The 18,277-nt window shown below is 71.1% G+C and carries 20 protein-coding genes; 17 read left to right on the top strand and 3 right to left on the bottom strand.

Going from position 1 to position 18,277, the window contains the following annotated elements; translation table 11 throughout:
* Nucleotides 1-7: 7 nt before the first annotated feature.
* The gene (locus ACWDLG_RS28700) at nt 8-964 is read left to right on the top strand and encodes an ornithine cyclodeaminase family protein (RefSeq protein ID WP_449925672.1); all 957 of its coding nucleotides are present in this window, start codon (nt 8-10) and stop codon (nt 962-964) included.
* A 10-nt stretch (nt 965-974) separates the two neighbouring features.
* Complete coding sequence (locus ACWDLG_RS28695) at nt 975-1,649, top strand: GntR family transcriptional regulator (protein ID WP_449925670.1); 675 nt, start codon at nt 975-977, stop codon at nt 1,647-1,649.
* 79 nt (nt 1,650-1,728) lie between these two features.
* Here ACWDLG_RS28695 and ACWDLG_RS28690 read toward each other — a convergent pair whose 3' ends face one another.
* From ACWDLG_RS28690 to ACWDLG_RS28680, 3 genes are all read right to left on the bottom strand, one after another.
* Nucleotides 1,729-2,646 (bottom strand): EamA family transporter, encoded by a 918-nt coding sequence (locus ACWDLG_RS28690; RefSeq protein WP_354907096.1) that lies wholly within the window; start codon nt 2,644-2,646, stop codon nt 1,729-1,731.
* A 78-nt stretch (nt 2,647-2,724) separates the two neighbouring features.
* Nucleotides 2,725-3,492, bottom strand: coding sequence for an ABC transporter permease (locus tag ACWDLG_RS28685; RefSeq protein WP_449925667.1), 768 nt, complete (start codon nt 3,490-3,492; stop codon nt 2,725-2,727).
* Nucleotides 3,489-4,397 carry an ABC transporter ATP-binding protein gene (locus ACWDLG_RS28680; RefSeq protein ID WP_449925665.1) on the bottom strand — a complete coding sequence of 303 codons (909 nt, stop codon included), beginning with the start codon at nt 4,395-4,397 and terminating at the stop codon, nt 3,489-3,491. Before ACWDLG_RS28680 ends, ACWDLG_RS28685 begins: the two co-directional genes overlap by 4 nt.
* A gap of 149 nt (nt 4,398-4,546) precedes the next feature.
* Between ACWDLG_RS28680 and ACWDLG_RS28675 the strand changes: the two genes are divergently transcribed.
* The 15 genes from ACWDLG_RS28675 to hisG all read left to right on the top strand — a co-directional run bounded on the left by ACWDLG_RS28675 (nt 4,547) and on the right by hisG (nt 18,214).
* A complete protein-coding gene (locus tag ACWDLG_RS28675) occupies nt 4,547-5,050 on the top strand; it encodes a VOC family protein (RefSeq protein WP_449925662.1) in 504 nt (167 codons plus the stop codon).
* Nucleotides 5,051-5,053: 3 nt separating this feature from the next.
* A complete protein-coding gene (locus ACWDLG_RS28670) occupies nt 5,054-5,323 on the top strand; it encodes a VOC family protein (RefSeq protein ID WP_449925659.1) in 270 nt (89 codons plus the stop codon).
* A 94-nt stretch (nt 5,324-5,417) separates the two neighbouring features.
* Nucleotides 5,418-6,677: a multidrug effflux MFS transporter gene (locus ACWDLG_RS28665; RefSeq protein ID WP_449925656.1), complete on the top strand. Its 1,260-nt coding sequence runs from the start codon at nt 5,418-5,420 to the stop codon at nt 6,675-6,677.
* 71 nt (nt 6,678-6,748) lie between these two features.
* A complete protein-coding gene (locus tag ACWDLG_RS28660; RefSeq protein WP_354907091.1) occupies nt 6,749-7,441 on the top strand; it encodes a helix-turn-helix transcriptional regulator in 693 nt (230 codons plus the stop codon).
* Nucleotides 7,438-8,850 carry a Fe-S cluster assembly protein SufB gene (gene sufB / locus ACWDLG_RS28655; protein WP_449925652.1) on the top strand — a complete coding sequence of 471 codons (1,413 nt, stop codon included), beginning with the start codon at nt 7,438-7,440 and terminating at the stop codon, nt 8,848-8,850. Before ACWDLG_RS28660 ends, sufB begins: the two co-directional genes overlap by 4 nt.
* On the top strand, nt 8,850-9,974 hold the full coding sequence (sufD, locus tag ACWDLG_RS28650; RefSeq protein ID WP_449925649.1) for a Fe-S cluster assembly protein SufD: 1,125 nt from the start codon (nt 8,850-8,852) through the stop codon (nt 9,972-9,974). The genes sufB and sufD overlap by 1 nt, the downstream gene beginning before the upstream one ends.
* Nucleotides 9,971-10,288 (top strand): non-heme iron oxygenase ferredoxin subunit, encoded by a 318-nt coding sequence (locus ACWDLG_RS28645; RefSeq protein ID WP_354907088.1) that lies wholly within the window; start codon nt 9,971-9,973, stop codon nt 10,286-10,288. Before sufD ends, ACWDLG_RS28645 begins: the two co-directional genes overlap by 4 nt.
* 2 nt (nt 10,289-10,290) lie before the next feature.
* Nucleotides 10,291-11,037 (top strand): Fe-S cluster assembly ATPase SufC, encoded by a 747-nt coding sequence (gene sufC / locus ACWDLG_RS28640; RefSeq protein WP_449925644.1) that lies wholly within the window; start codon nt 10,291-10,293, stop codon nt 11,035-11,037.
* Nucleotides 11,038-11,104: 67 nt separating this feature from the next.
* Complete coding sequence (locus ACWDLG_RS28635) at nt 11,105-12,358, top strand: cysteine desulfurase (RefSeq protein WP_354907086.1); 1,254 nt, start codon at nt 11,105-11,107, stop codon at nt 12,356-12,358.
* A 1-nt stretch (nt 12,359) separates the two neighbouring features.
* A complete protein-coding gene (sufU, locus tag ACWDLG_RS28630) occupies nt 12,360-12,794 on the top strand; it encodes a Fe-S cluster assembly sulfur transfer protein SufU (RefSeq protein WP_183661900.1) in 435 nt (144 codons plus the stop codon).
* Between the two features lie 2 nt (nt 12,795-12,796).
* Nucleotides 12,797-13,159 carry a metal-sulfur cluster assembly factor gene (locus ACWDLG_RS28625; protein WP_354907085.1) on the top strand — a complete coding sequence of 121 codons (363 nt, stop codon included), beginning with the start codon at nt 12,797-12,799 and terminating at the stop codon, nt 13,157-13,159.
* 315 nt (nt 13,160-13,474) lie between these two features.
* The gene (locus ACWDLG_RS28620; protein WP_449925640.1) at nt 13,475-15,472 is read left to right on the top strand and encodes a DEAD/DEAH box helicase; all 1,998 of its coding nucleotides are present in this window, start codon (nt 13,475-13,477) and stop codon (nt 15,470-15,472) included.
* A gap of 467 nt (nt 15,473-15,939) precedes the next feature.
* Nucleotides 15,940-17,043, top strand: coding sequence for a mannose-6-phosphate isomerase, class I (gene manA, locus ACWDLG_RS28615; protein ID WP_449925637.1), 1,104 nt, complete (start codon nt 15,940-15,942; stop codon nt 17,041-17,043).
* 47 nt (nt 17,044-17,090) lie between these two features.
* Nucleotides 17,091-17,354, top strand: a complete 264-nt coding sequence (locus ACWDLG_RS28610; protein ID WP_358139153.1) for a phosphoribosyl-ATP diphosphatase — start codon at nt 17,091-17,093, stop codon at nt 17,352-17,354.
* Nucleotides 17,355-17,368: 14 nt separating this feature from the next.
* The gene (gene hisG / locus ACWDLG_RS28605) at nt 17,369-18,214 is read left to right on the top strand and encodes an ATP phosphoribosyltransferase (RefSeq protein ID WP_449925632.1); all 846 of its coding nucleotides are present in this window, start codon (nt 17,369-17,371) and stop codon (nt 18,212-18,214) included.
* Nucleotides 18,215-18,277 lie beyond the last annotated feature (63 nt).

Here is an 18,277-nt window from a genome sequence, read left to right as displayed (position 1 = left end):
CGCGCCGATGAGCGGCCTGCCGTACATCGAGGACCTGGAGAGGCTGGTGCCGATGGCACGGGCCGTCGCGGTCCTGGAGGAGACGCTGGTCTCGGGGTTCGACCCCGAGACCGCGCCCGCCCGTGCCGCCGTGCCGGCCGGGCAGGGGGAGTTCCTGCTCATGCCCGCCTCGGCGGGCCGGTACGCGGGCGTCAAGGTGGTCACCGTCGCGCCGGGCAACCCCGCCCGCGGGCTGCCCCGAATCCAGGGCACCTACCTGCTGTTCGACGGCGACACCATGGCGCCGCTGGCGGCCATGGACGGCTTGGCGCTCACCGCGCTGCGCACGCCCGCCGTCTCCGCCCTCGCCGTCAGGCATCTGGCGCCGCCCGACGCCCGCAGCCTGCTGGTGTACGGCACCGGGCCGCAGGCGTGGGGCCACGTGCGGGCGCTGCGCGAGGTGCGTCCCGTGGACAGGGTCACGATCGTCGGCCGGGACCACGAGCGGGCCGCCGCGCTGGCCCTGCGCTGCGCCGACATCGGCCTGGCCGCCTCGGCCGCCGTCGGCGCGCCGCCGTCCGACGCGCTGGTGCCGCTCGAGCAGGCCGACCTGGTCGCCTGCTGTACCACCGCCAGGGATCCCTTGTTCCCCGGTAAGCTCACCGGCAACAACGTCACCGTGACTGCCGTCGGGTCGCACGAGCCCGACGCCAGAGAGATCGACGATGATCTCGTCGCCCGCGCCACCCTGGTCGTCGAGGCGAGGAAGGCGGCATTGTCCGAGGCTGGAGATGTGATCCTCCCTTTGCGCGGCGGTACGATCACCAGTGGTCATCTCGCCGGCAACCTCGCCGACCTGGTCAACGGTCGCGTCGACGTGGGCGAGGGGCCGCGGGTCTTCAAAAGTGTCGGCATGGCGTGGGAGGACCTGGTGGTCGCGGCGGCCGCATACGAGGCGTGGGCTCACATGAACGGACGAAAGTAGGGAAGCCGGGATGGCTGCGGAGGATCGGCTCGACCTTCCGATGGTGGGAGAGCGGCAGAGCCTGCGCGAGCAGGTCGCGCACGCGTTGCGCGCCGCGCTCGTCACCGGCGAGATGCGCCCTGGCGTGGTCTACTCCGCGCCCGTGCTCGCCGCCCAGTTCGGCGTCTCGGCCACGCCGGTCCGCGAGGCCATGCTCGACCTGGCCAAGGAGGGCCTGGTCGAGGCGGTGCGCAACAAGGGCTTCCGGGTCACGGAGCTGTCCGACCGCGACCTCGACGAGCTGACCGAGATCCGCCAGCTGATCGAGGTGCCGACGATCGCCCGGCTGGCCGACGCGTCGAGGGCCGAGGAGTTCGAGCGGCTGCGGCCGATCGCCCAGCAGATCGTCGACGCCGCCGAGCGCGCCGACCTGCTCGCCTACATCGACGCCGACCTGCGCTTCCACATCGAGCTGCTGTCGCTGTCGGGCAACGCGCACCTGGTCGAGGTGGTGCGTGACCTGCGCAACAGGGCCAGGCTGTACGGGTTGTCGCAGCTGTCGGAGCGCGGCATGCTGCCCGACTCGGCGCGCGAGCACCTGGCGCTGCTCGACGCGCTCAAGGCGGGCGACAGGCAGGCGGCCGAGCGCATCATGGGCGAGCACATCCACCACGTCCGCGACATCTGGGCCGAGCCCACGACCTGAGCCCCGCGAGGCTTCGGGTCCGCCGCAAGACGAAAGCCGCTCATCCCAGGTCACCGGGTGAGCGGCTGTCTCGCGGAGGTCAGGCCCTGGCGGCGCGGGTGGCGCCCAGGCTGGCGGCCACGATGCAGATGATGGCCGCCCACTGCTGCACGTGCAGGATCTCGCCCAGCAGCACCAGCCCGATCATCGCCGCCACCGCGGGCTCCAGGCTCATCAGGATGCCGAACACGTGCTTGGGCATCCGCCGCAGCGCCTGCAGCTCGAGCGAGTAGGGGATCACCGACGACAGCAGCCCCACCCCGAGCCCGATGAGGATCACCGAGGGCTGCAGCAGGTCGGCGCCGCCCGTCATCACGCCCACCGGCGCGATGGCCACCGCCGAGACGATCATGGCGAACGACAGCCCCGTGGTCCCGGGGAACCGGCTGCCCGCGGCGGCCGACAGCAGGATGTAGGCCGCCCAGCAGACCCCCGCCACCAGCGCGAAGCCGATGCCCAGCCAGCTGACGGCGGCAGACTCGGTCCAGGGCGCGATGAGCGCGATGCCCACCGCGGCCAGCAGCGCCCACAGCAGGTCGAGGCGCCGGCGCGAAGCGGCGATGGCCACGCCGAGCGGGCCGAGGAACTCGATCGCCACCGCGATGCCGATCGGCAGCCTGGCCAGCGCCTCGTAGAACGACAGGTTCATCACGGCCAGCGTGAGGCCGAAGCCGATGCCGACCGCCCAGTCACGCCACGACAGCCCCTTGAGCTTCGGCCGCGCGAACGCACCCAGGATCAGCGCGCCCGCCACGATGCGCATGAACACCACGGCGGCCGGAGGCAGCGCCGCGAACAGCTCCTTGGCGAAGCCCGCGCCCAGCTGCACCGAGACGATGGCCAGCATGATCAACCCCGACGGCGGCATCGAGTCGGCGGCCGTGCGGAACAGACCGCCCGTGCGCGGCAGGGCTGACTTGAAGCGGTCGGCGGGCCCGTCAAGGGCAAAGGCGGTCAACAGGGCTCCTCGGGGAGAAAACGTACGGCAAGCCCCGAGCCTACTGGGCGGGTCCGACATCCCCCGGCGGTGGGCGGCCTACTCCCAGCGGAACGTCCTGGAGGCCAGTCCCAGCGTGAGCGCGGCCCACGCCACCAGCACCGCCACCGCGCCGAGCGGCAGCGCCGCGCCCTCGGTCAGCACCGCGCGCAGGCCGCCGGTCAGCGCCGAGATCGGCAGCATGGCCAGCACCGGCTCGACGGCGTCGGGGAAGGCGGCCAGCGGGAACACCACGCCGCCGCAGCCCAGCAGCACCAGGTAGACCAGGTTGGCCGCGGCCAGCGTCGCCTCGGCGCGCAGCAGCCCGGCCATGAGCAGCCCGAGCCCGCTGAAGGCGGCCGTGCCGAGCAGCACCAGCAGCACGGCCGCGGCCAGCGAGCCGCGCGGCTGCCAGCCGAGCAGGAGCGCCACCACCACGATGGCCACGGCCTGCAGCAGCTCCACCGCGACGACGGCCGCGGTCTTGGCCAGCAACAGCCCGGCCCTCGACAGCGGGGTGGCGCCCAGGCGCTTCAGCACGCCGTAGCGGCGCTCGAAACCCGTCGCGATCGCCTGGCCGGTGAAGGCCGTCGACATGACCGCCAGCGCGAGCACGCCGGGGGCCAGGAAGCCGACGCGCGAGCCCCCGCCGACGTCCACCAGCGGCGCCAGCGAGAAGCCGACCAGCAGCAGCACCGGGATGATCAGCGTGAGCAGCAGCTGCTCGCCGTTGCGCAGGATGGCCTTGGCCTCGGCGCCCGCCTGCGCCAGCACCATCCGGTGGAAGGGCGCCGCCCCGGGCGCGGGGGTGAGGTCGAGGGCGGTCATCGCAGCTCCCTGCCGGTCAGCTCGAGGAAGACATCCTCCAGCGTCCTGCGCTCGATGGACAGATCGTCGGCCATGACGCCCTCGGCGGCGCACCAGGCCGTCACGGTGGCCAGCATCTCCGGCCCGACATACCCTTCGATGATGTAATGGCCGGCCGGCGACTCCTTGGCCGCCGATCCGGAGGGCAGCGCGCTCAGCAGCTCCTCGAGCCCGAGGCCGGGCCGGGCCCGGAAGCGCAGCTGCCGCTCGGCGCCGGTGAGCGAGGAGGGGGTGCCCTCGGCCACCACCCGGCCCCTGTCGATGATCACCACGTGGTCGGCCAGCCGCTCGGCCTCGTCCATGTAGTGGGTGGTCAGCACGACCGCCACGCCCGCCGTCCGCAGGTCCGCGACCAGCTCCCAGCAGGCCCGCCTGGCCTGCGGGTCGAGGCCCGCCGTCGGCTCGTCGAGGAAGACCAGCTCGGGCCGGCCGATGACGGCACCGGCCAGCGAGAGCCGCTGCTGCTGCCCGCCCGACATCCTCCGGTACGGCGTGCGCGCGTGCTCGGCCAGGCCGAGCCGTACCAGAAGGGCCTGGGGGTCGAGGGGACGGGCGTGGAAGCGCGACATCAGCCGCAGCCACTCCCCGCAGCGCATCGCCGGCGGCACGCCCCCCGCCTGCGGCATCACGCCCACCCTGGCGCGCAGCGCGGGGTCGGCGGGCGCGCGGTCGAGCACCCGCACGGTGCCGCCGTCGGCGTCGCGGAACCCCTCGCAGATCTCGATGGTGGAGGTCTTGCCCGCGCCGTTGGGGCCGAGGATCGCGGTGACGGCGCCGCGCTCGGCGGCAAGGGTCAGCCCGTCGACGGCGGTGGTGCCGCCGTAGCGTTTCACCAGATCGACGACCTCGACGGCAGGGGAGCTCATGGCCACGAGTTTAGGGACCCCTACGCGCGGTCAGCGCGCCAGGCGGCGCCGGCGACACCCGTGGGCGACAAAAAGCTAAAAAGGCAGCCAACTCCAGGGATGTGAGGTTAGTCACGTGATTGTGTGGTGTACCGACAGGAGGTAGCGCGATGTCGGTTCGAAGTGGTTACGAGGCGGGCGTCCCGTGCTGGGTTGATCTGTCGACTCCTGACGTGCAGGCGTCGGTCCGCTTCTACGGCGAGATCTTCGGCTGGACGGCCGAGATGATCGACGACCCGGCCGCGGGGGGATACGGGCAGTTCGTCCGCGACGGCAAGCGGGTCGCGGGCGTCGGCCCCATCATGGCGGAGGGCATGCCGCCGGTCTGGAACACGTACGTGGCCACCGACGACGCGGCCGTCACCGCCGACCGGGTCAAGAACGCGGGCGGGACCGTGGTCGTCGAGCCCATGCGGATCTTCGAGGAAGGCTCGATGGCCGTCTTCCAGGCCACGGACGGCTCCTTCTTCTCGGTCTGGCAGGCCGGCAACCACAAGGGCGCCGAGCTGGTCAACGAGCCCGGCGCGTTCTGCTGGAACGAGCTGGTGACCAGGGATCCGCAGGCGGCCACGAGCTTCTACGGCACCGTTCTGCCCTGGACCCCCAGGACTTAGCAGATGGACGGCATGGCCTACACCGAATGGCTGGTCGGCGACAGGAGCGTCGCGGGCATGATGGAGATGCCGCCCCAGTACCCCGAGGGCACCCCCTCCCACTGGGGGATCTACTTCGCGGTCGCCGACCTCGACGCCACGGTCGCCACGGCCAGGTCGCTGGGCGCCACGGTCCTGGTCGAGTCGATGGACGCCCCGCCCGGCAGGTTCGGGATGCTCGTCGACCCGCAGGGCGCCGCGTTCTCGGTGATCCAGCTGAACCAAACTGCGTGAAAATTAGGCCGAAATTTGGGAATTCGGCGTACCAGATCGTGGTTTGACCCCTCGGCCCTCGTGGGCCACGGCCTACGAGGGAGAGGGGTTCACCATGTCCGTGGCAGCCGCCGCGCCGGACGTCGCCGGGGAGGCAGGGGGGACCGGGAGCGGCCGCCGCGGGCTGTTGCTGCTGATCCTGGGCGCGCTCTCGGCCATCGGTCCGCTCTCGATCGACATGTACCTGCCCGCGCTGCCCGCCATCACCGGGGAGATGCTCTCGGCGCCCGCGCAGGTCCAGCTCACGCTGACCGCGTGTCTCGTCGGCATCAGCCTCGGCCAGGTCCTGGCGGGCCCGCTGAGCGACGTCAGAGGACGCAGGTTCCCGCTCATCGTCGGCGTCGCCGGCTACGCGCTGGCCTCACTGCTGTGCGCCTTCGCGCCCTCCGTACCCGCGCTCATCGCCACGCGGCTGGCCCAGGGCGTCATGGGCGGCGCCGCGCTGGTGATCGTCCGGGCGGTGGTCCGCGACCTGTACGAAGGCGCCGCCATCGCCCGCATCTTCGCCACCCTCATGCTGGTCAGCGGCCTGGCGCCGATCCTGGCCCCCATCGCGGGCGCCCAGCTGCTGTCCTTCACCTCCTGGCGCGGCATCTTCGTCGCGCTCAGCGTGGCCGGCGTGGTGCTGCTGCTGGCCGTCCTGCCGGGCGTCAAGGAGACCCTCCCCGCCGACCAGAGGGAGCGCGGCGGGCTCGGGAACACCGTCGCCACCTTCTGGCGGCTGCTCGGCGACCGGTCGTTCATGGCCTGCTCGCTGGCCGCGGGGCTGGCCTTCGCCGGCATGTTCGCCTACATCTCCGGCTCGCCGTTCGTGCTGCAGGAGGTGTACGGCGCCTCGCCGCAGCAGTTCTCGCTCATCTTCGGGCTCAACGCCCTCGGCCTCACGGTCATGGCCCAGCTCGGCGGCAGGCTCTCGGGTCGCGTCTCGCCCGCCCGCCTGGTGCTGGCCGGCATGCTCGTCAGCCTCGTGGGCGCGGCGCTGCTGGTCACCGCCACGACCGCCGGCTCGCCCGGCACGGGCGCGGGCCTGGGCGGCGTGGTGGCCGCACTGTTCGTCATGATGTGCGGCGCGGGTCTGGTCCTGCCGGGCACCGGCGCGCTGGCGCTGGCCGGGCAGCCCCCGCAGGTGGCCGGAAGCGCCTCGGCGTTGCTCGGCGTCCTGCAGTTCGCCTTCGGCGCGGTCGCCGCGCCTCTCGTGGGCCTGGCCGGCTCCGGTACGGCGGTGCCGATGGCCGTCGTCATGCTGGCGCTCGTCATCACCTCCTTCCTGGTCTTCGTGCTCCTCGGCCGCGGACGCGTCTTCGCAGTTAGGTAAGCCTTGCCTGCGTGAGAAATTGCATCCCCGTTCATTTGAGAACCGGGAAGGAATTACGGCACACTGATGTTGTGAAAAACGTGCCCCCTTCGATTGAGCCTGGACACGAGCGCAGCACCCGCGCCCGCGTGGCCCGGCTGATCCTGGAGCACGGTCCCGTCGCGGCCGCGGCTCTCGGCGAGCGGCTCGGGCTCACCCCCGCAGCCGTCCGCCGTCACCTCGACGCGCTGCTGGCCGACGGGATGATCGAGCCGCGCACGACCCGGCCCCGGGGTCAGCGCGGCCGTGGACGACCGGCCAAGCTGTTCGCCATCACCGATGCGGGGCGCAGTGCTTTCGAGCACGCCTATGACGATCTCGCGGGCAGCGCGCTGCGCTTCCTGGCCGAGCGCATGGGCGAGGAAGCGGTGACCGAGTTCGCCCGCTCGCAGGTCAAGGGCCTGTTGCAGCGGCTCGAGCCGGTCATGCGGACAGTGCCCGAAGACCAGCGCGTCCAGGTGCTGGCCGAGGCGCTGTCGGCGGACGGTTACGCCGCCTCGGCCAGCAAGGCCAAGTCCGGCGGCGACCAGCTCTGCCAGCATCACTGCCCGGTGGCACACGCGGCGGCGGAGTTCCCGCAGCTGTGCGAAGCCGAGACAGAGGCCTTCGGGCAACTGCTCGGTGTCCCCGTGCAACGCCTGGCCACCATCGCACACGGCGACGGGGTCTGTACCACCCACGTGAGCCCCGTTCGGATAAGAGAAAGCAAGGAGACCGGAAGGTGACTGTCACCGACCGCCCGGAGCTGGAAGGCCTCGGGAATTACAAGTTCGGCTGGTCCGACCCTGACGCCGCGGGAGCGGCGGCCAAGCGCGGCCTGTCCGAGGAGGTCGTCCGCAACATCTCCGCGCTCAAGAACGAGCCGGAGTGGATGCTCGACCTTCGCCTGAAGGGCCTCCGGCTGTTCGCCAAGAAGCCGCTGCCCACCTGGGGTTCCGACCTCTCGGGCATCGACTTCGACAACATCAAGTACTTCGTGCGCTCGACCGAGAAGCAGGCCGCTTCCTGGGACGAGCTGCCCGCCGACATCAAGAACACCTACGACAAGCTCGGCATCCCGGAGGCGGAGAAGCAGCGCCTCATCGCCGGTGTCGCCGCCCAGTACGAGTCCGAGGTCGTCTACCACAAGATCCGTGAGGACCTCGAGGAGAAGGGCGTCATCTTCGTCGACACCGACACGGGCCTGAAGGAGCACGAGGAGCTCTTCAAGGAGTACTTCGGCTCGGTCATCCCCGTGGGCGACAACAAGTTCGCCGCGCTCAACACCGCCGTGTGGTCCGGTGGCTCGTTCATCTACGTGCCGCCGAACGTCGAGGTCGAGATCCCGCTGCAGGCCTACTTCCGGATCAACACCGAGAACATGGGCCAGTTCGAGCGGACCCTGATCGTCGTGGACGAGAACAGCTACGTCCACTACGTCGAGGGCTGCACCGCGCCGATCTACTCCAGCGACTCGCTCCACTCGGCGGTCGTCGAGATCATCGTGAAGAAGAACGCCCGCTGCCGTTACACGACCATCCAGAACTGGTCGAACAACGTCTACAACCTGGTCACCAAGCGCGCCGTGGCCTACGAGGGCGCGACCATGGAGTGGATCGACGGCAACATCGGCTCCAAGGTCACGATGAAGTACCCGGCCGTCTACCTGATGGGCGAGCACGCCAAGGGCGAGACGCTGAGCGTCGCCTTCGCCGGCGAGGGCCAGCACCAGGACGCCGGGTCCAAGATGGTCCACCTGGCGCCCAACACCTCCTCCAGCGTCATCTCCAAGTCGGTGGCGCGCGGCGGCGGCCGCACCTCCTACCGCGGCCTGGTCCAGATCGAGGAGGGCGCCCACGGCTCGGCCTCGACCGTCAAGTGCGACGCGCTCCTGGTCGACCAGATCAGCCGGTCCGACACCTACCCCTACGTCGACGTCCGCGAGGACGACGTCTCGATGGGGCACGAGGCCACGGTCTCCAAGGTCAGCGAGGACCAGCTGTTCTACCTCATGAGCCGCGGGCTCGACGAGGACGAGGCGATGGCGATGATCGTGCGCGGCTTCGTCGAGCCGATCGCTCGCGAGCTGCCCATGGAGTACGCCCTCGAGCTGAACCGCCTGATCGAGCTGCAGATGGAAGGAGCCGTCGGCTGATGGGCCTGAACGAGAAGCCCCTGTCGACCCTGCACGAGAAGTCGTCCTACGACCTGGCCGACTTCCCGGTGCCGACCGGGCGCGAGGAGGCCTGGCGCTTCACGCCGATCTCGCGGCTGAAGGGCCTGCACAACGGCGCCGCCGAGGTGACCGGGCAGGTCGTCACCCAGGCCTACACGCCCGCCGGCGTCACCGTCGAGTGGGTCGGCCGTGACGACGCGCGGGTCGGCAAGGCCTACGCGCCCGTCGACAGGGTCAGCGCCCAGGCCTACACCTCCTTCGAGAAGGCGCTGGTCGTCACCGTGCCGCAGGAGGCCGTCCCCGGCGAGCCGATCCAGATCGAGGTCCGCGGCGGCGGCCTGGCGGGCGCGGCCTACGGCCACATCGTGGTCAAGGTCGAGCCGATGGCCGAGGCCGTGGTCGTCATCGACCACCAGGGCAGCGCGGTCTACGCCGACAACGTCGAGTTCGTCGTGGGCGACGGCGCCACCCTCAAGGTCATCAGCCTGCAGGACTGGGCCGACGACGCCGTCCACGTCTCCCACCACCACGCCCAGCTCGCCAAGGACGCGACCTTCCGCAGCTTCGTGGTCACCCTGGGCGGCGACCTCGTCCGGCTGTCGCCCAGCGTCGCCTACACCGCCCCCGGCGGCGACGCCGACCTGTCCGGCATCTACTTCGTCGACGCCGGCCAGCACCTGGAGCACCGCCTGCTGGTCGACCACTCGCAGCCCAACTGCAAGAGCAACGTCGACTACCGCGGCGCGCTGCAGGGCGAGGACGCGCACGCCGTCTGGATCGGCGACGTGATCATCAGGGTCGAGGCCGAGGGCACCGACACCTACGAGCTCAACCGCAACCTCATCCTCACCGACGGCGCGCGCGCCGACTCGGTGCCCAACCTCGAGATCCTCACCGGCGAGGTGGCCGGCGCGGGCCACGCCTCCGCCTCGGGCCGTCTGGACGACGAGCACATCTTCTACCTCCAGGCTCGCGGCATCCCCTACGACGAGGCCCGCCGCCTGGTCATCAGGGGCTTCCTCGGCCAGCTGGTGGAGAAGATCTCCGTGCCCGAGCTGCGCGAGCGCGTGTTCGCCAAGGTGGAGGCGGAGCTCGAGAAGTGACATTCCAGAAGGTCTGCAAGGTCAGCGACATCCCCGACGGCGGGGTCGTCGGCCTCGAGGTCGACGAGACCCCCGTGGCGCTGGTCCGCAAGGGCGAGGAGGTCTTCGCCCTGCACGACGTCTGCTCGCACGCGGAAGTCAGGCTCAGCGAGGGTGAGGTCTACGACGGGACCCTCGAGTGCTGGCTGCACGGCTCGTGCTTCGACGTGCGCTCGGGCAAGCCCACCGGCCCGCCCGCCACCAAGCCCGTGAACGTTTACCGAGTGAAGATCGACGGCGACGACGTCCTCGTCTCGCTCTCGAAGGAGTCATAACAGTGTCCACCCTTGAGATTCGTGACCTGCAGGTCTCCGTCGCCGACAAGGAGATCCTGCGCGGGGTCAACCTGACCGTGAAGGCCGGCGAGACCCACGCCATCATGGGTCCGAACGGCTCGGGCAAGTCCACCCTCGCCTACGCGATCGCCGGTCACCCCAAGTACACGATCACCGGCGGGCAGGTCCTGCTCGACGGCGTCGACCTGCTGGAGATGTCGGTCGACGAGCGCGCCCGCGCCGGTCTGTTCCTCGCCATGCAGTACCCGGTCGAGGTGCCGGGCGTCAGCGTCTCCAACTTCCTGCGCTCGGCCGTCACCGCCGTCCGCGGCGAGGCGCCGAAGCTGCGCGAGTTCAGCAAGGACCTCAAGACGGGCATGGACTCCCTGGCCATCGACCCGGCCTTCGCCACCCGCAACGTCAACGAGGGCTTCTCCGGCGGTGAGAAGAAGCGCCACGAGATCCTCCAGCTCGAGCTGCTCAAGCCGAAGATCGCCGTCCTCGACGAGACCGACTCCGGCCTCGACGTCGACGCCCTGCGCGTCGTCTCCGAGGGCATCAACCGCTTCCGGGCCTCGGGCGAGACCGGCGTCCTGCTGATCACCCACTACACCCGCATCCTGCGCTACGTGAAGCCTGACTTCGTGCACGTCTTCGCGGGCGGCAGGATCGTCGAGGAGGGTGGGCCTGAGCTGGCCGAGAAGCTCGAAGCCGAGGGCTACGAGCAGTACACCAAGGCCTCGGCCTGAGAAGTGGTGAGCGACCGATGGGCACGGAGCGAGCCCGGCGTAGTGAGCGGAGAGGGGTGAGCGACCGATGAACGGAGCATTCGACGTGGAGAGGGTCAGGAAAGACTTCCCTGTCCTGTCCCGCGAGCTGTCCGGCGGGCGCCCGCTCGTCTACCTCGACTCGGGCAACTCCTCGCAGAAGCCGGCGCAGGTCATCGAGACCATGCGTGAGCACTTCGCGATGCACTACAGCAACGTGGGGCGGGCTCACCACGCGCTCGGCACCGAGTCGACCGAGGCGTACGAGGCGGCGCGTGACAAGGTCGCCGCCTTCGTCAGGGCGCCGAGCCGTGACGAGATCGTGTTCACCAAGAACGCCTCCGAGGCGCTCAACCTGGTGGCCTACTCCTTCGGCAACCGCACCAACACCGACCCCCGTTTCACGCTCGGCCCCGGCGACGAGATCGTCATCTCGGAGATGGAGCACCACTCCAACATCGTGCCGTGGCAGATGCTGGTGCAGCGGACGGGCGCGACGCTCAAGTGGTTCGGCGTCACCGACGACGGCCGGCTCGACCTGGCCGACGACGTCATCACCGAGCGCACGAAGATCGTCTCCGTCGCCCACCAGTCGAACGTGCTCGGCACCGTCAACCCGGTCGCCGAGATCGCCCGCCGCGCCCACGCGGCAGGGGCGCTGCTGATGCTCGACGCCTCCCAGTCGGTGCCGCACCACCCGGTCGACCTGGCCGGGCTCGGGGCCGACTTCGTGGCCTTCACCGGCCACAAGATGCTCGGCCCTTCGGGGATCGGCGTGCTGTGGGGGCGCGCGGAGCTGCTCGAGGCCATGCCGCCGTTCCTCGGCGGCGGCGAGATGATCGAGGCGGTCTGGATGGACCGCTCGACCTACGCGCCCATCCCGCACAAGTTCGAGGCGGGCACGCCGCCGATCGTCGAGGCCATCGGGCTCGGCGCGGCGGTCGACTACCTCGAGGGCGTCGGCATGGCGGCCATCGAGGCGCACGAGCGGGAGCTGGCGGCCTACGCGCTGCAGGCCCTCGCCGAGGTGCCGACGCTGCGGATCATCGGTCCCGCCTCCACCGAGGGCAGGGGCGCCACGGTGTCGTTCACCCTCGACGGCATACATCCGCACGACGTGGGGCAGATCCTTGACGACCGGTTCGGCGTCGCCGTCCGGGTGGGGCACCACTGCGCGCGGCCGCTCCACCTGAGGTTCGGAATACCCGCGACCACGCGGGCGTCGTTCTACCTGTACAACACCACGAGCGAGATAGACGCCCTGGTCAGGGGTCTCCACCACGTGCAGAAGGTGTTCGCCTGAGATGATCGCCGAGTCGATGTACCAGGAGCTGATCCTGGAGCACTACAAGCACCCGCAGGGGCGGGGGCTGCGTGAGCCGTACGACGCCGAGGTCCACCACGTGAACCCGACCTGTGGCGACGAGATCACGCTCAGGGTCAAGCTCGGCGACGGCGGCAAGATCGAGGACGTCTCCTACGACGGGCAGGGCTGCTCCATCAGCCAGGCCGCGGCCTCGGTGCTCCACGAGCTGGCCACCGGCTCGACGGTCGAGGAGTCGCTGTCGGTGGTGGACGAGTTCACCCGGCTGATGCAGGGCAGGGGCCAGGTGGAGGCCGACGAGGACGTGCTCGGCGACGCGGTGGCCTTCGCGGGCGTGGCCAAGTTCCCCGCGCGTGTCAAGTGCGCGCTGCTGTCCTGGATGGCCTACAAGGACGCTGTTGTGAGGAGCGCATAGATATGAGCAAGCCGGTGGAGACGCCTACGTCGGCGTTCGACGGCGAGGCGACCGTCGAGGAGGTCATGGAGGCGCTCAGGGACGTCGTCGACCCCGAGCTCGGGATCAACGTCGTCGACCTGGGCCTGGTCTACGGCCTCAACCTCGACCCGGTCGAGGGCGGCCAGCCGGTGGCCACCATCGACATGACGCTGACCAGCGCGGCCTGCCCGCTGACCGACGTCATCGAGGACCAGGCTCACTCGGCCCTCGACGGCATGGTCTCCGACGTGAAGATCAACTGGGTGTGGCTGCCGCCATGGGGCCCCGACAAGATCACCGACGACGGGCGTGACCAGCTGCGTATGCTAGGATTCAACGTCTGATCTTTTTTGCTGCGACGGTCGGCGAATATCGGCGCCGACCGTTTCAGCATGCCAGGGCTCCGGAAGGTCCGGCGTCCCGCGCGGGAATACCCCAATCCTCTCGCGTGTTAGGCAACACGTGCATCTGACGCACCACTGTGCGTGAACGCCGCCTGCGGCCGGCAGATGGGATGCGCGTAGACGGGCCGGACACAGCGGCCCCGTCCTTCCCAGGCGGGCGTGAGAGACGCCCGCGCACATGGCTCGTCCTTTCGCAGAAGTGACGCGGCCACTCTGACTGAAAGGCACGACTTCGTGACCATGCTCGACGCTGCCATGCCCGAAACCTCCACCGAGGAGCACGGCATTCCGGAGTTCGAACTGCTTGGCCTGCCCAAGCCGCTCGTGACCGGCCTGTCCCGGCAGGGCATCGACAGCCCGTTCCCCATCCAGCGCGCCACCATCCCCGACGTGCTGACCGGCGCTGACGTTCTCGGCCGCGGCCAGACCGGCTCCGGCAAGACCCTCGCCTTCGGCCTGCCCACGATGGCGCGCATCGCCGGCGTCAAGCCGGCCCCCAAGCGCCCGCGCGCGATGATCCTCGTCCCCACCCGCGAGCTGGCCCTGCAGGTGCACGACGCGCTCGAGCCCCTCGGCCGCGGCCTCGGCCTGCGCATGAAGGTCGTCGTCGGCGGCATGTCCATGGGCAAGCAGATCGAGGCGCTGCGCCGCGGCGTCGACGTCATCATCGCCACGCCCGGCCGCCTGGGCGACCTGATGCGCCAGGGCGAGTGCTCGCTGGACGCCGTCGAGGTCAGCGTGCTCGACGAGGCCGACCACATGTGTGACCTCGGCTTCTTCCCCGTCGTGTCGGACCTGCTCGCCCAGACCCCCGCCGACGGCCAGCGGCTGCTGTTCTCCGCCACCCTCGACGGCGACGTCGACAAGCTGGTGCAGCGCTTCCTCAAGGACCCGATCACCCACTCCATCGCGCCCGCGACCTCGCCGGTCGACACGATGGAGCACCACGTGATCCAGGTGAGCCGGGACGACAAGTTCGACGTCACCGCCGAGATCGCCAACCGCGAGGGCCGCACGATCATCTTCGTGCGCACCCAGCACGGCGTCGACCGGCTGTGCAAGCAGCTGGCCCGCGTCGGCGTCAAGGCCGGCGGCCTGCACGGCGGCAAGCGCCAGAACCAGCGCACCCGCATCCTGTCGGAGTTCAAGGAGGGCCAGGTCGACGTCCTGGTCTGCACCGACGTCGCGGCCCGCGGCATCCACGTCGACGGCATCAGCCTGGTGCTGCACGTCGACCCGCCGCAGGACCACAAGAGCTACCTGCACAGGGGCGGCCGCACGGCCCGCGCGGGGGAGAAGGGCACCGTGGTGACCCTGGTCCTGCCGAACGAGCGCCGCTCCACCGACGCGCTGACCCGCCGGGCGGGCATCCACCCGTTCCGGCTCAAGGCCGCGCCGGGCAACGACCGTGTCGCCGAGGTGACGGGCGCCCGCGCCCCCAGCGGGGAGTCCATCCCGGTGTGGGAGCCCGACGTGCGCAAGCCGCTGCGTCCGCGCCGCGAGGGCGCGGGACATGGCGGTGAGCGCCGTGGACGCCGCCGCGACTTCGGCGACGACCGGCGCCCGCGCCGTACGGCCGACGGGTTCGGCGACGACCGCCGCCCCCGCCGCCACGACGACGAGGACCGCCGCCCCCAGCGTGACTTCGGCGGCGACCGCGGCTCCCGTGGCGACTTCGGTGGCGAGCGGCGCCCGCACCGCTCCTTCGACGGCGAGCGCCGGTCCCGCCAGCACGAGGGCGGCTCGACCGAGCCGCGCACGTTCGGCGAGGACAGGGCGCCCTACCGCGACCGGCGCCAGGGCGGCTACCGCTCCGACGACCGCGGCGACTTCCGCTCCGGCGAGCGCGGCGGCAACCGGTCGGACGACCGCGGGCCGCGCGGCGGGTTCCGCTCCGACGACCGTGGTGCCCGTGGCGGGTTCCGCTCCGGCGGCTTCGGCTCCGACGACCGCGCGCCCCGTTCCGGCGGCTTCGGTACCGACGACCGCGCGCCCCGTTCCGGCGGCTACCGCGACGACAGGGGCTCCCGCGGCGGGTTCCGCTCGGACGACCGCGGCCGTCCCTTCTCCGGCGACCGGGGTCCCCGCTCCGGCGGCTACCGCTCGGACGACCGCGGCGAGCACCGGGGCCGCCCGTTCTCGGCCGGACGTGACGACCGGGGCCCCCGCTCCGGCGGCTACCGTTCCGACGAGCGCGGCAACGGCGGCTACCGCTCCGACCGCGGCAACCCGGGCCGTCGCTTCGGCCGCTGACCCACCTTCCCGGCTGCCCGCCGTACCCGCCTGCTGGCGCGGTACGGCGGGCAGCGCCGTTTCACGCGGTCCCCTGTGACGTTCACCAGGTCCCCAAATGACGACGGAACCCCCGTCCAGAAGCACGACGCCACCTTCGTTCAGGAGCACCGCGGCACCCCGTCCAGAAGCACGACGCCACCTTCGTTGAGGGGCGCGGCGGCAGTCTCGTCCGGAGGGCGGTGGCGTGCTCGTTCGGGGGCACGGCGGCAGTCTCGTCCGGAGGGCGGCGCGCTCGTTCGGGAGTACAGCGGCACCCTCGTCCGGAAGCACGGGGGAGGGCCGGTGGGACGCGCAGGAGTGCCCGCGGTGTCGTTCCGCGAGGTGGGCGACGTGCGCGGGTGGTGCCGTTTCCTGGGGTTCCGTCGCCGTTCACGCGGGCGCGATAGTCTCGATCAGGCCGCATTCTGGGCATCATCGGAGATCTCGTGACTGAGCTGCTTTCCAACCCCGTCAAGCACTACGACTGGGGTTCCCGCACCGCCATCGCCACGTTGACGGGCCGGCCGTCGCCCTCGCCCGACCCCGAGGCGGAGATGTGGCTCGGCGCCCACCCGTCAGGGCCCTCCCTGCTCGTGGAGCGCGGCATCACCCTCGACCAGGCGATCGCCGCCGACCCGCAGGCGGAGCTCGGCGCCGGGACGGTGGCCAGGTTCGGGGCGCGCCTGCCGTACCTGCTGAAGCTGATCGCGGTCGAGCGGGTGCTGTCGCTGCAGGTGCATCCCTCGGCCGAGCAGGCCGAGGCGGGCCACGCGCGCGGCGCCTACGTCGACGCCCACCCCAAGCCGGAGCTGGTCTGCGCGCTGACCCCGTTCAGCGGCCTGGCGGGCTTCCGGGCGCCGGGTGAGGCGGCGCGGCTGCTGGCCGAGCTCGAACTGCCGGAGCTCCGGCCGGTCGTCGGCCTGCTGGAGGCGGGCGACTCGGCCGGCGCGCTGCGGCTGCTGCTGGAGTGGCCGGAGCGCAAGGCGCTGGTCGAGGCCGTCGCGGCGGCGGCCGGGCGGCGTGGCCACGACCTCGTCACGCACCTGGCCGAGCAGTATCCCGACGACCCCGCCGTGCTGGCGCCGCTGCTGATGAACCGGCACGACCTGATGCCGGGCGAGGCGCTGTTCCTTGGTGCGGGGGTGCTCCACTGCTACCTGAGCGGGTTCGGGGTGGAGATCATGGGCGGCTCGGACAACGTGCTGCGCGCGGGGCTGACCCCCAAGCCGATCGACGTCGACGAGCTGCTGCGCATCACCGACTTCGCCGCCCAGCCGCTGCGGGTGGAGCCGGTGGACGGGCTCTACGCCGTGCCCGTCCCCGAGTTCGCGCTGGGCCGCGCGCAGGCGCCCGACGTCACGCTGGAGGGCGGTGTGCCGCGCGTGTTCGTCTGCGTCGAGGGCGAGGTCGCCGTCGACGGGCGGACGCTGCGGCCGGGCGAGTCCGCGTTCGTGCCGGGTTCCCAGGCCGCCGTCCAGGTGCGCGGCTCCGGCACCGTCTTCTGGGCGCAGCCGTCTCGGGAGGCGGACGCCCCCGCTACCGGTGTCTGAGGGCCGATAGGCTGGAAGACCACATCGACCGAGCACCGAGAGAGATCATGAAGACCTTCGATGAGCTGTTCGCCGAGCTGTCCGAGAAGGCGCGCACCCGGCCCGCGGGGTCGGGGACCGTGGCCGCGCTGGACGCCGGGGTCCATGCCATCGGCAAGAAGGTCGTCGAGGAGGCCGCCGAGAGCTGGATGGCCGCCGAGCACGAATCCGACGACCGTGCCGCCGAGGAGATCTCGCAGCTGCTCTACCACGTGCAGTGCCTCATGATCGCCCGCGGCATCGGGCTTGACCAGGTCTACAAGTACCTCTGAAAGGTTCGTCCACGATGCTACGGCTGGCCGTACCCAACAAGGGCGCCCTCAACGAGGCCGCCGCCACCATGCTGAAGGAAGCCGGATACCGCACCAGGAAGGACAGCAAGGAGCTGGTCGTCGTCGACGCCGACAACTCCTGCGAGCTGTTCTTCCTGCGTCCGCGCGACATCGCCGTCTACGTCGGCGAGGGCACGCTCGACGCCGGGATCACCGGTCGCGACATGCTGTTCGACTCGGGCGCGCCGGTGGAGGAGGTGCTGCCGCTGGGCTTCGGCGGCTCGACCTTCCGCCTGGCGGCGAAGTCGGGCACCATGGCGGCCGTGCAGGACCTCAACGGCCTGCGCATCGCCACCTCCTACGCGGGGTTGCTGGAGAAGTACCTGTCCGACAGCGGCGTCGACGCCCGCGTCATCAAGCTCGACGGCGCCGTCGAGACCGCCATCCGGCTGGGCGTCGCCGACGCCGTCGCCGACGTGGTCGAGACCGGCACCACGCTGCGCAACGTCGGCCTCGAGGTCTTCGGCGAGCCGATCATGCGCTCGGAGGCGGTGCTGATCAGGCGCGAGGGCTCGGCGGAGACGCAGGGCATGCAGCAGCTCGTGCGCCGGCTGCAGGGCGTCATCCACGCCCGCGACTACGTGATGATGGACTACGACATCCGCGCCGAGCAGATCGAGCAGGCCAGCGCGATCACGCCCGGCATGGAGGGGCCCACCATCTCGCCGCTGCACCGCGAGGGCTGGGTCGCCGTCCGCACGATGGTGCCGCGCAAGGGCCACCAGCAGGTGATGGACCAGCTCTGGCAGATCGGCGCGCGCGCCATCCTGGTCACCGACATCTACGCCTGCCGCATCTAGCGGAACAGGTCACGGATCAAGCGGGATCGGTCACGGGCCTGGCGGGATCGGTCACGGGCCTGG

Source organism: Nonomuraea sp. NPDC003727, from assembly GCF_053586935.1.
The sequence above is the reverse complement of the archived record's forward strand: the minus strand, read 5'-3'. Positions and strand labels throughout refer to the sequence as shown.

Excerpts from the sequence above, each read along its gene's own strand:
- ACWDLG_RS28665 (WP_449925656.1), top strand. The coding sequence starts at position 5,418 with ATGTCCGTGGCAGCCGCCGCGCCGGACGTCGCCGGGGAGGCAGGGGGG.
- ACWDLG_RS28675 (WP_449925662.1), top strand. The coding sequence starts at position 4,547 with ATGTCGGTTCGAAGTGGTTACGAGGCGGGCGTCCCGTGCTGGGTTGAT.
- ACWDLG_RS28610 (WP_358139153.1), top strand. The coding sequence starts at position 17,091 with ATGAAGACCTTCGATGAGCTGTTCGCCGAGCTGTCCGAGAAGGCGCGC.
- hisG (WP_449925632.1), top strand. The coding sequence starts at position 17,369 with ATGCTACGGCTGGCCGTACCCAACAAGGGCGCCCTCAACGAGGCCGCC.
- ACWDLG_RS28625 (WP_354907085.1), top strand. The coding sequence starts at position 12,797 with ATGAGCAAGCCGGTGGAGACGCCTACGTCGGCGTTCGACGGCGAGGCG.
- ACWDLG_RS28685 (WP_449925667.1), bottom strand. The coding sequence starts at position 3,492 with ATGACCGCCCTCGACCTCACCCCCGCGCCCGGGGCGGCGCCCTTCCAC.
- ACWDLG_RS28700 (WP_449925672.1), top strand. The coding sequence starts at position 8 with ATGAGCGGCCTGCCGTACATCGAGGACCTGGAGAGGCTGGTGCCGATG.
- ACWDLG_RS28620 (WP_449925640.1), top strand. The coding sequence starts at position 13,475 with ATGCCCGAAACCTCCACCGAGGAGCACGGCATTCCGGAGTTCGAACTG.
- sufD (WP_449925649.1), top strand. The coding sequence starts at position 8,850 with ATGGGCCTGAACGAGAAGCCCCTGTCGACCCTGCACGAGAAGTCGTCC.
- ACWDLG_RS28695 (WP_449925670.1), top strand. The coding sequence starts at position 975 with ATGGCTGCGGAGGATCGGCTCGACCTTCCGATGGTGGGAGAGCGGCAG.
- ACWDLG_RS28635 (WP_354907086.1), top strand. The coding sequence starts at position 11,105 with ATGAACGGAGCATTCGACGTGGAGAGGGTCAGGAAAGACTTCCCTGTC.
- ACWDLG_RS28680 (WP_449925665.1), bottom strand. The coding sequence starts at position 4,397 with ATGAGCTCCCCTGCCGTCGAGGTCGTCGATCTGGTGAAACGCTACGGC.
- sufU (WP_183661900.1), top strand. The coding sequence starts at position 12,360 with ATGATCGCCGAGTCGATGTACCAGGAGCTGATCCTGGAGCACTACAAG.
- ACWDLG_RS28670 (WP_449925659.1), top strand. The coding sequence starts at position 5,054 with ATGGACGGCATGGCCTACACCGAATGGCTGGTCGGCGACAGGAGCGTC.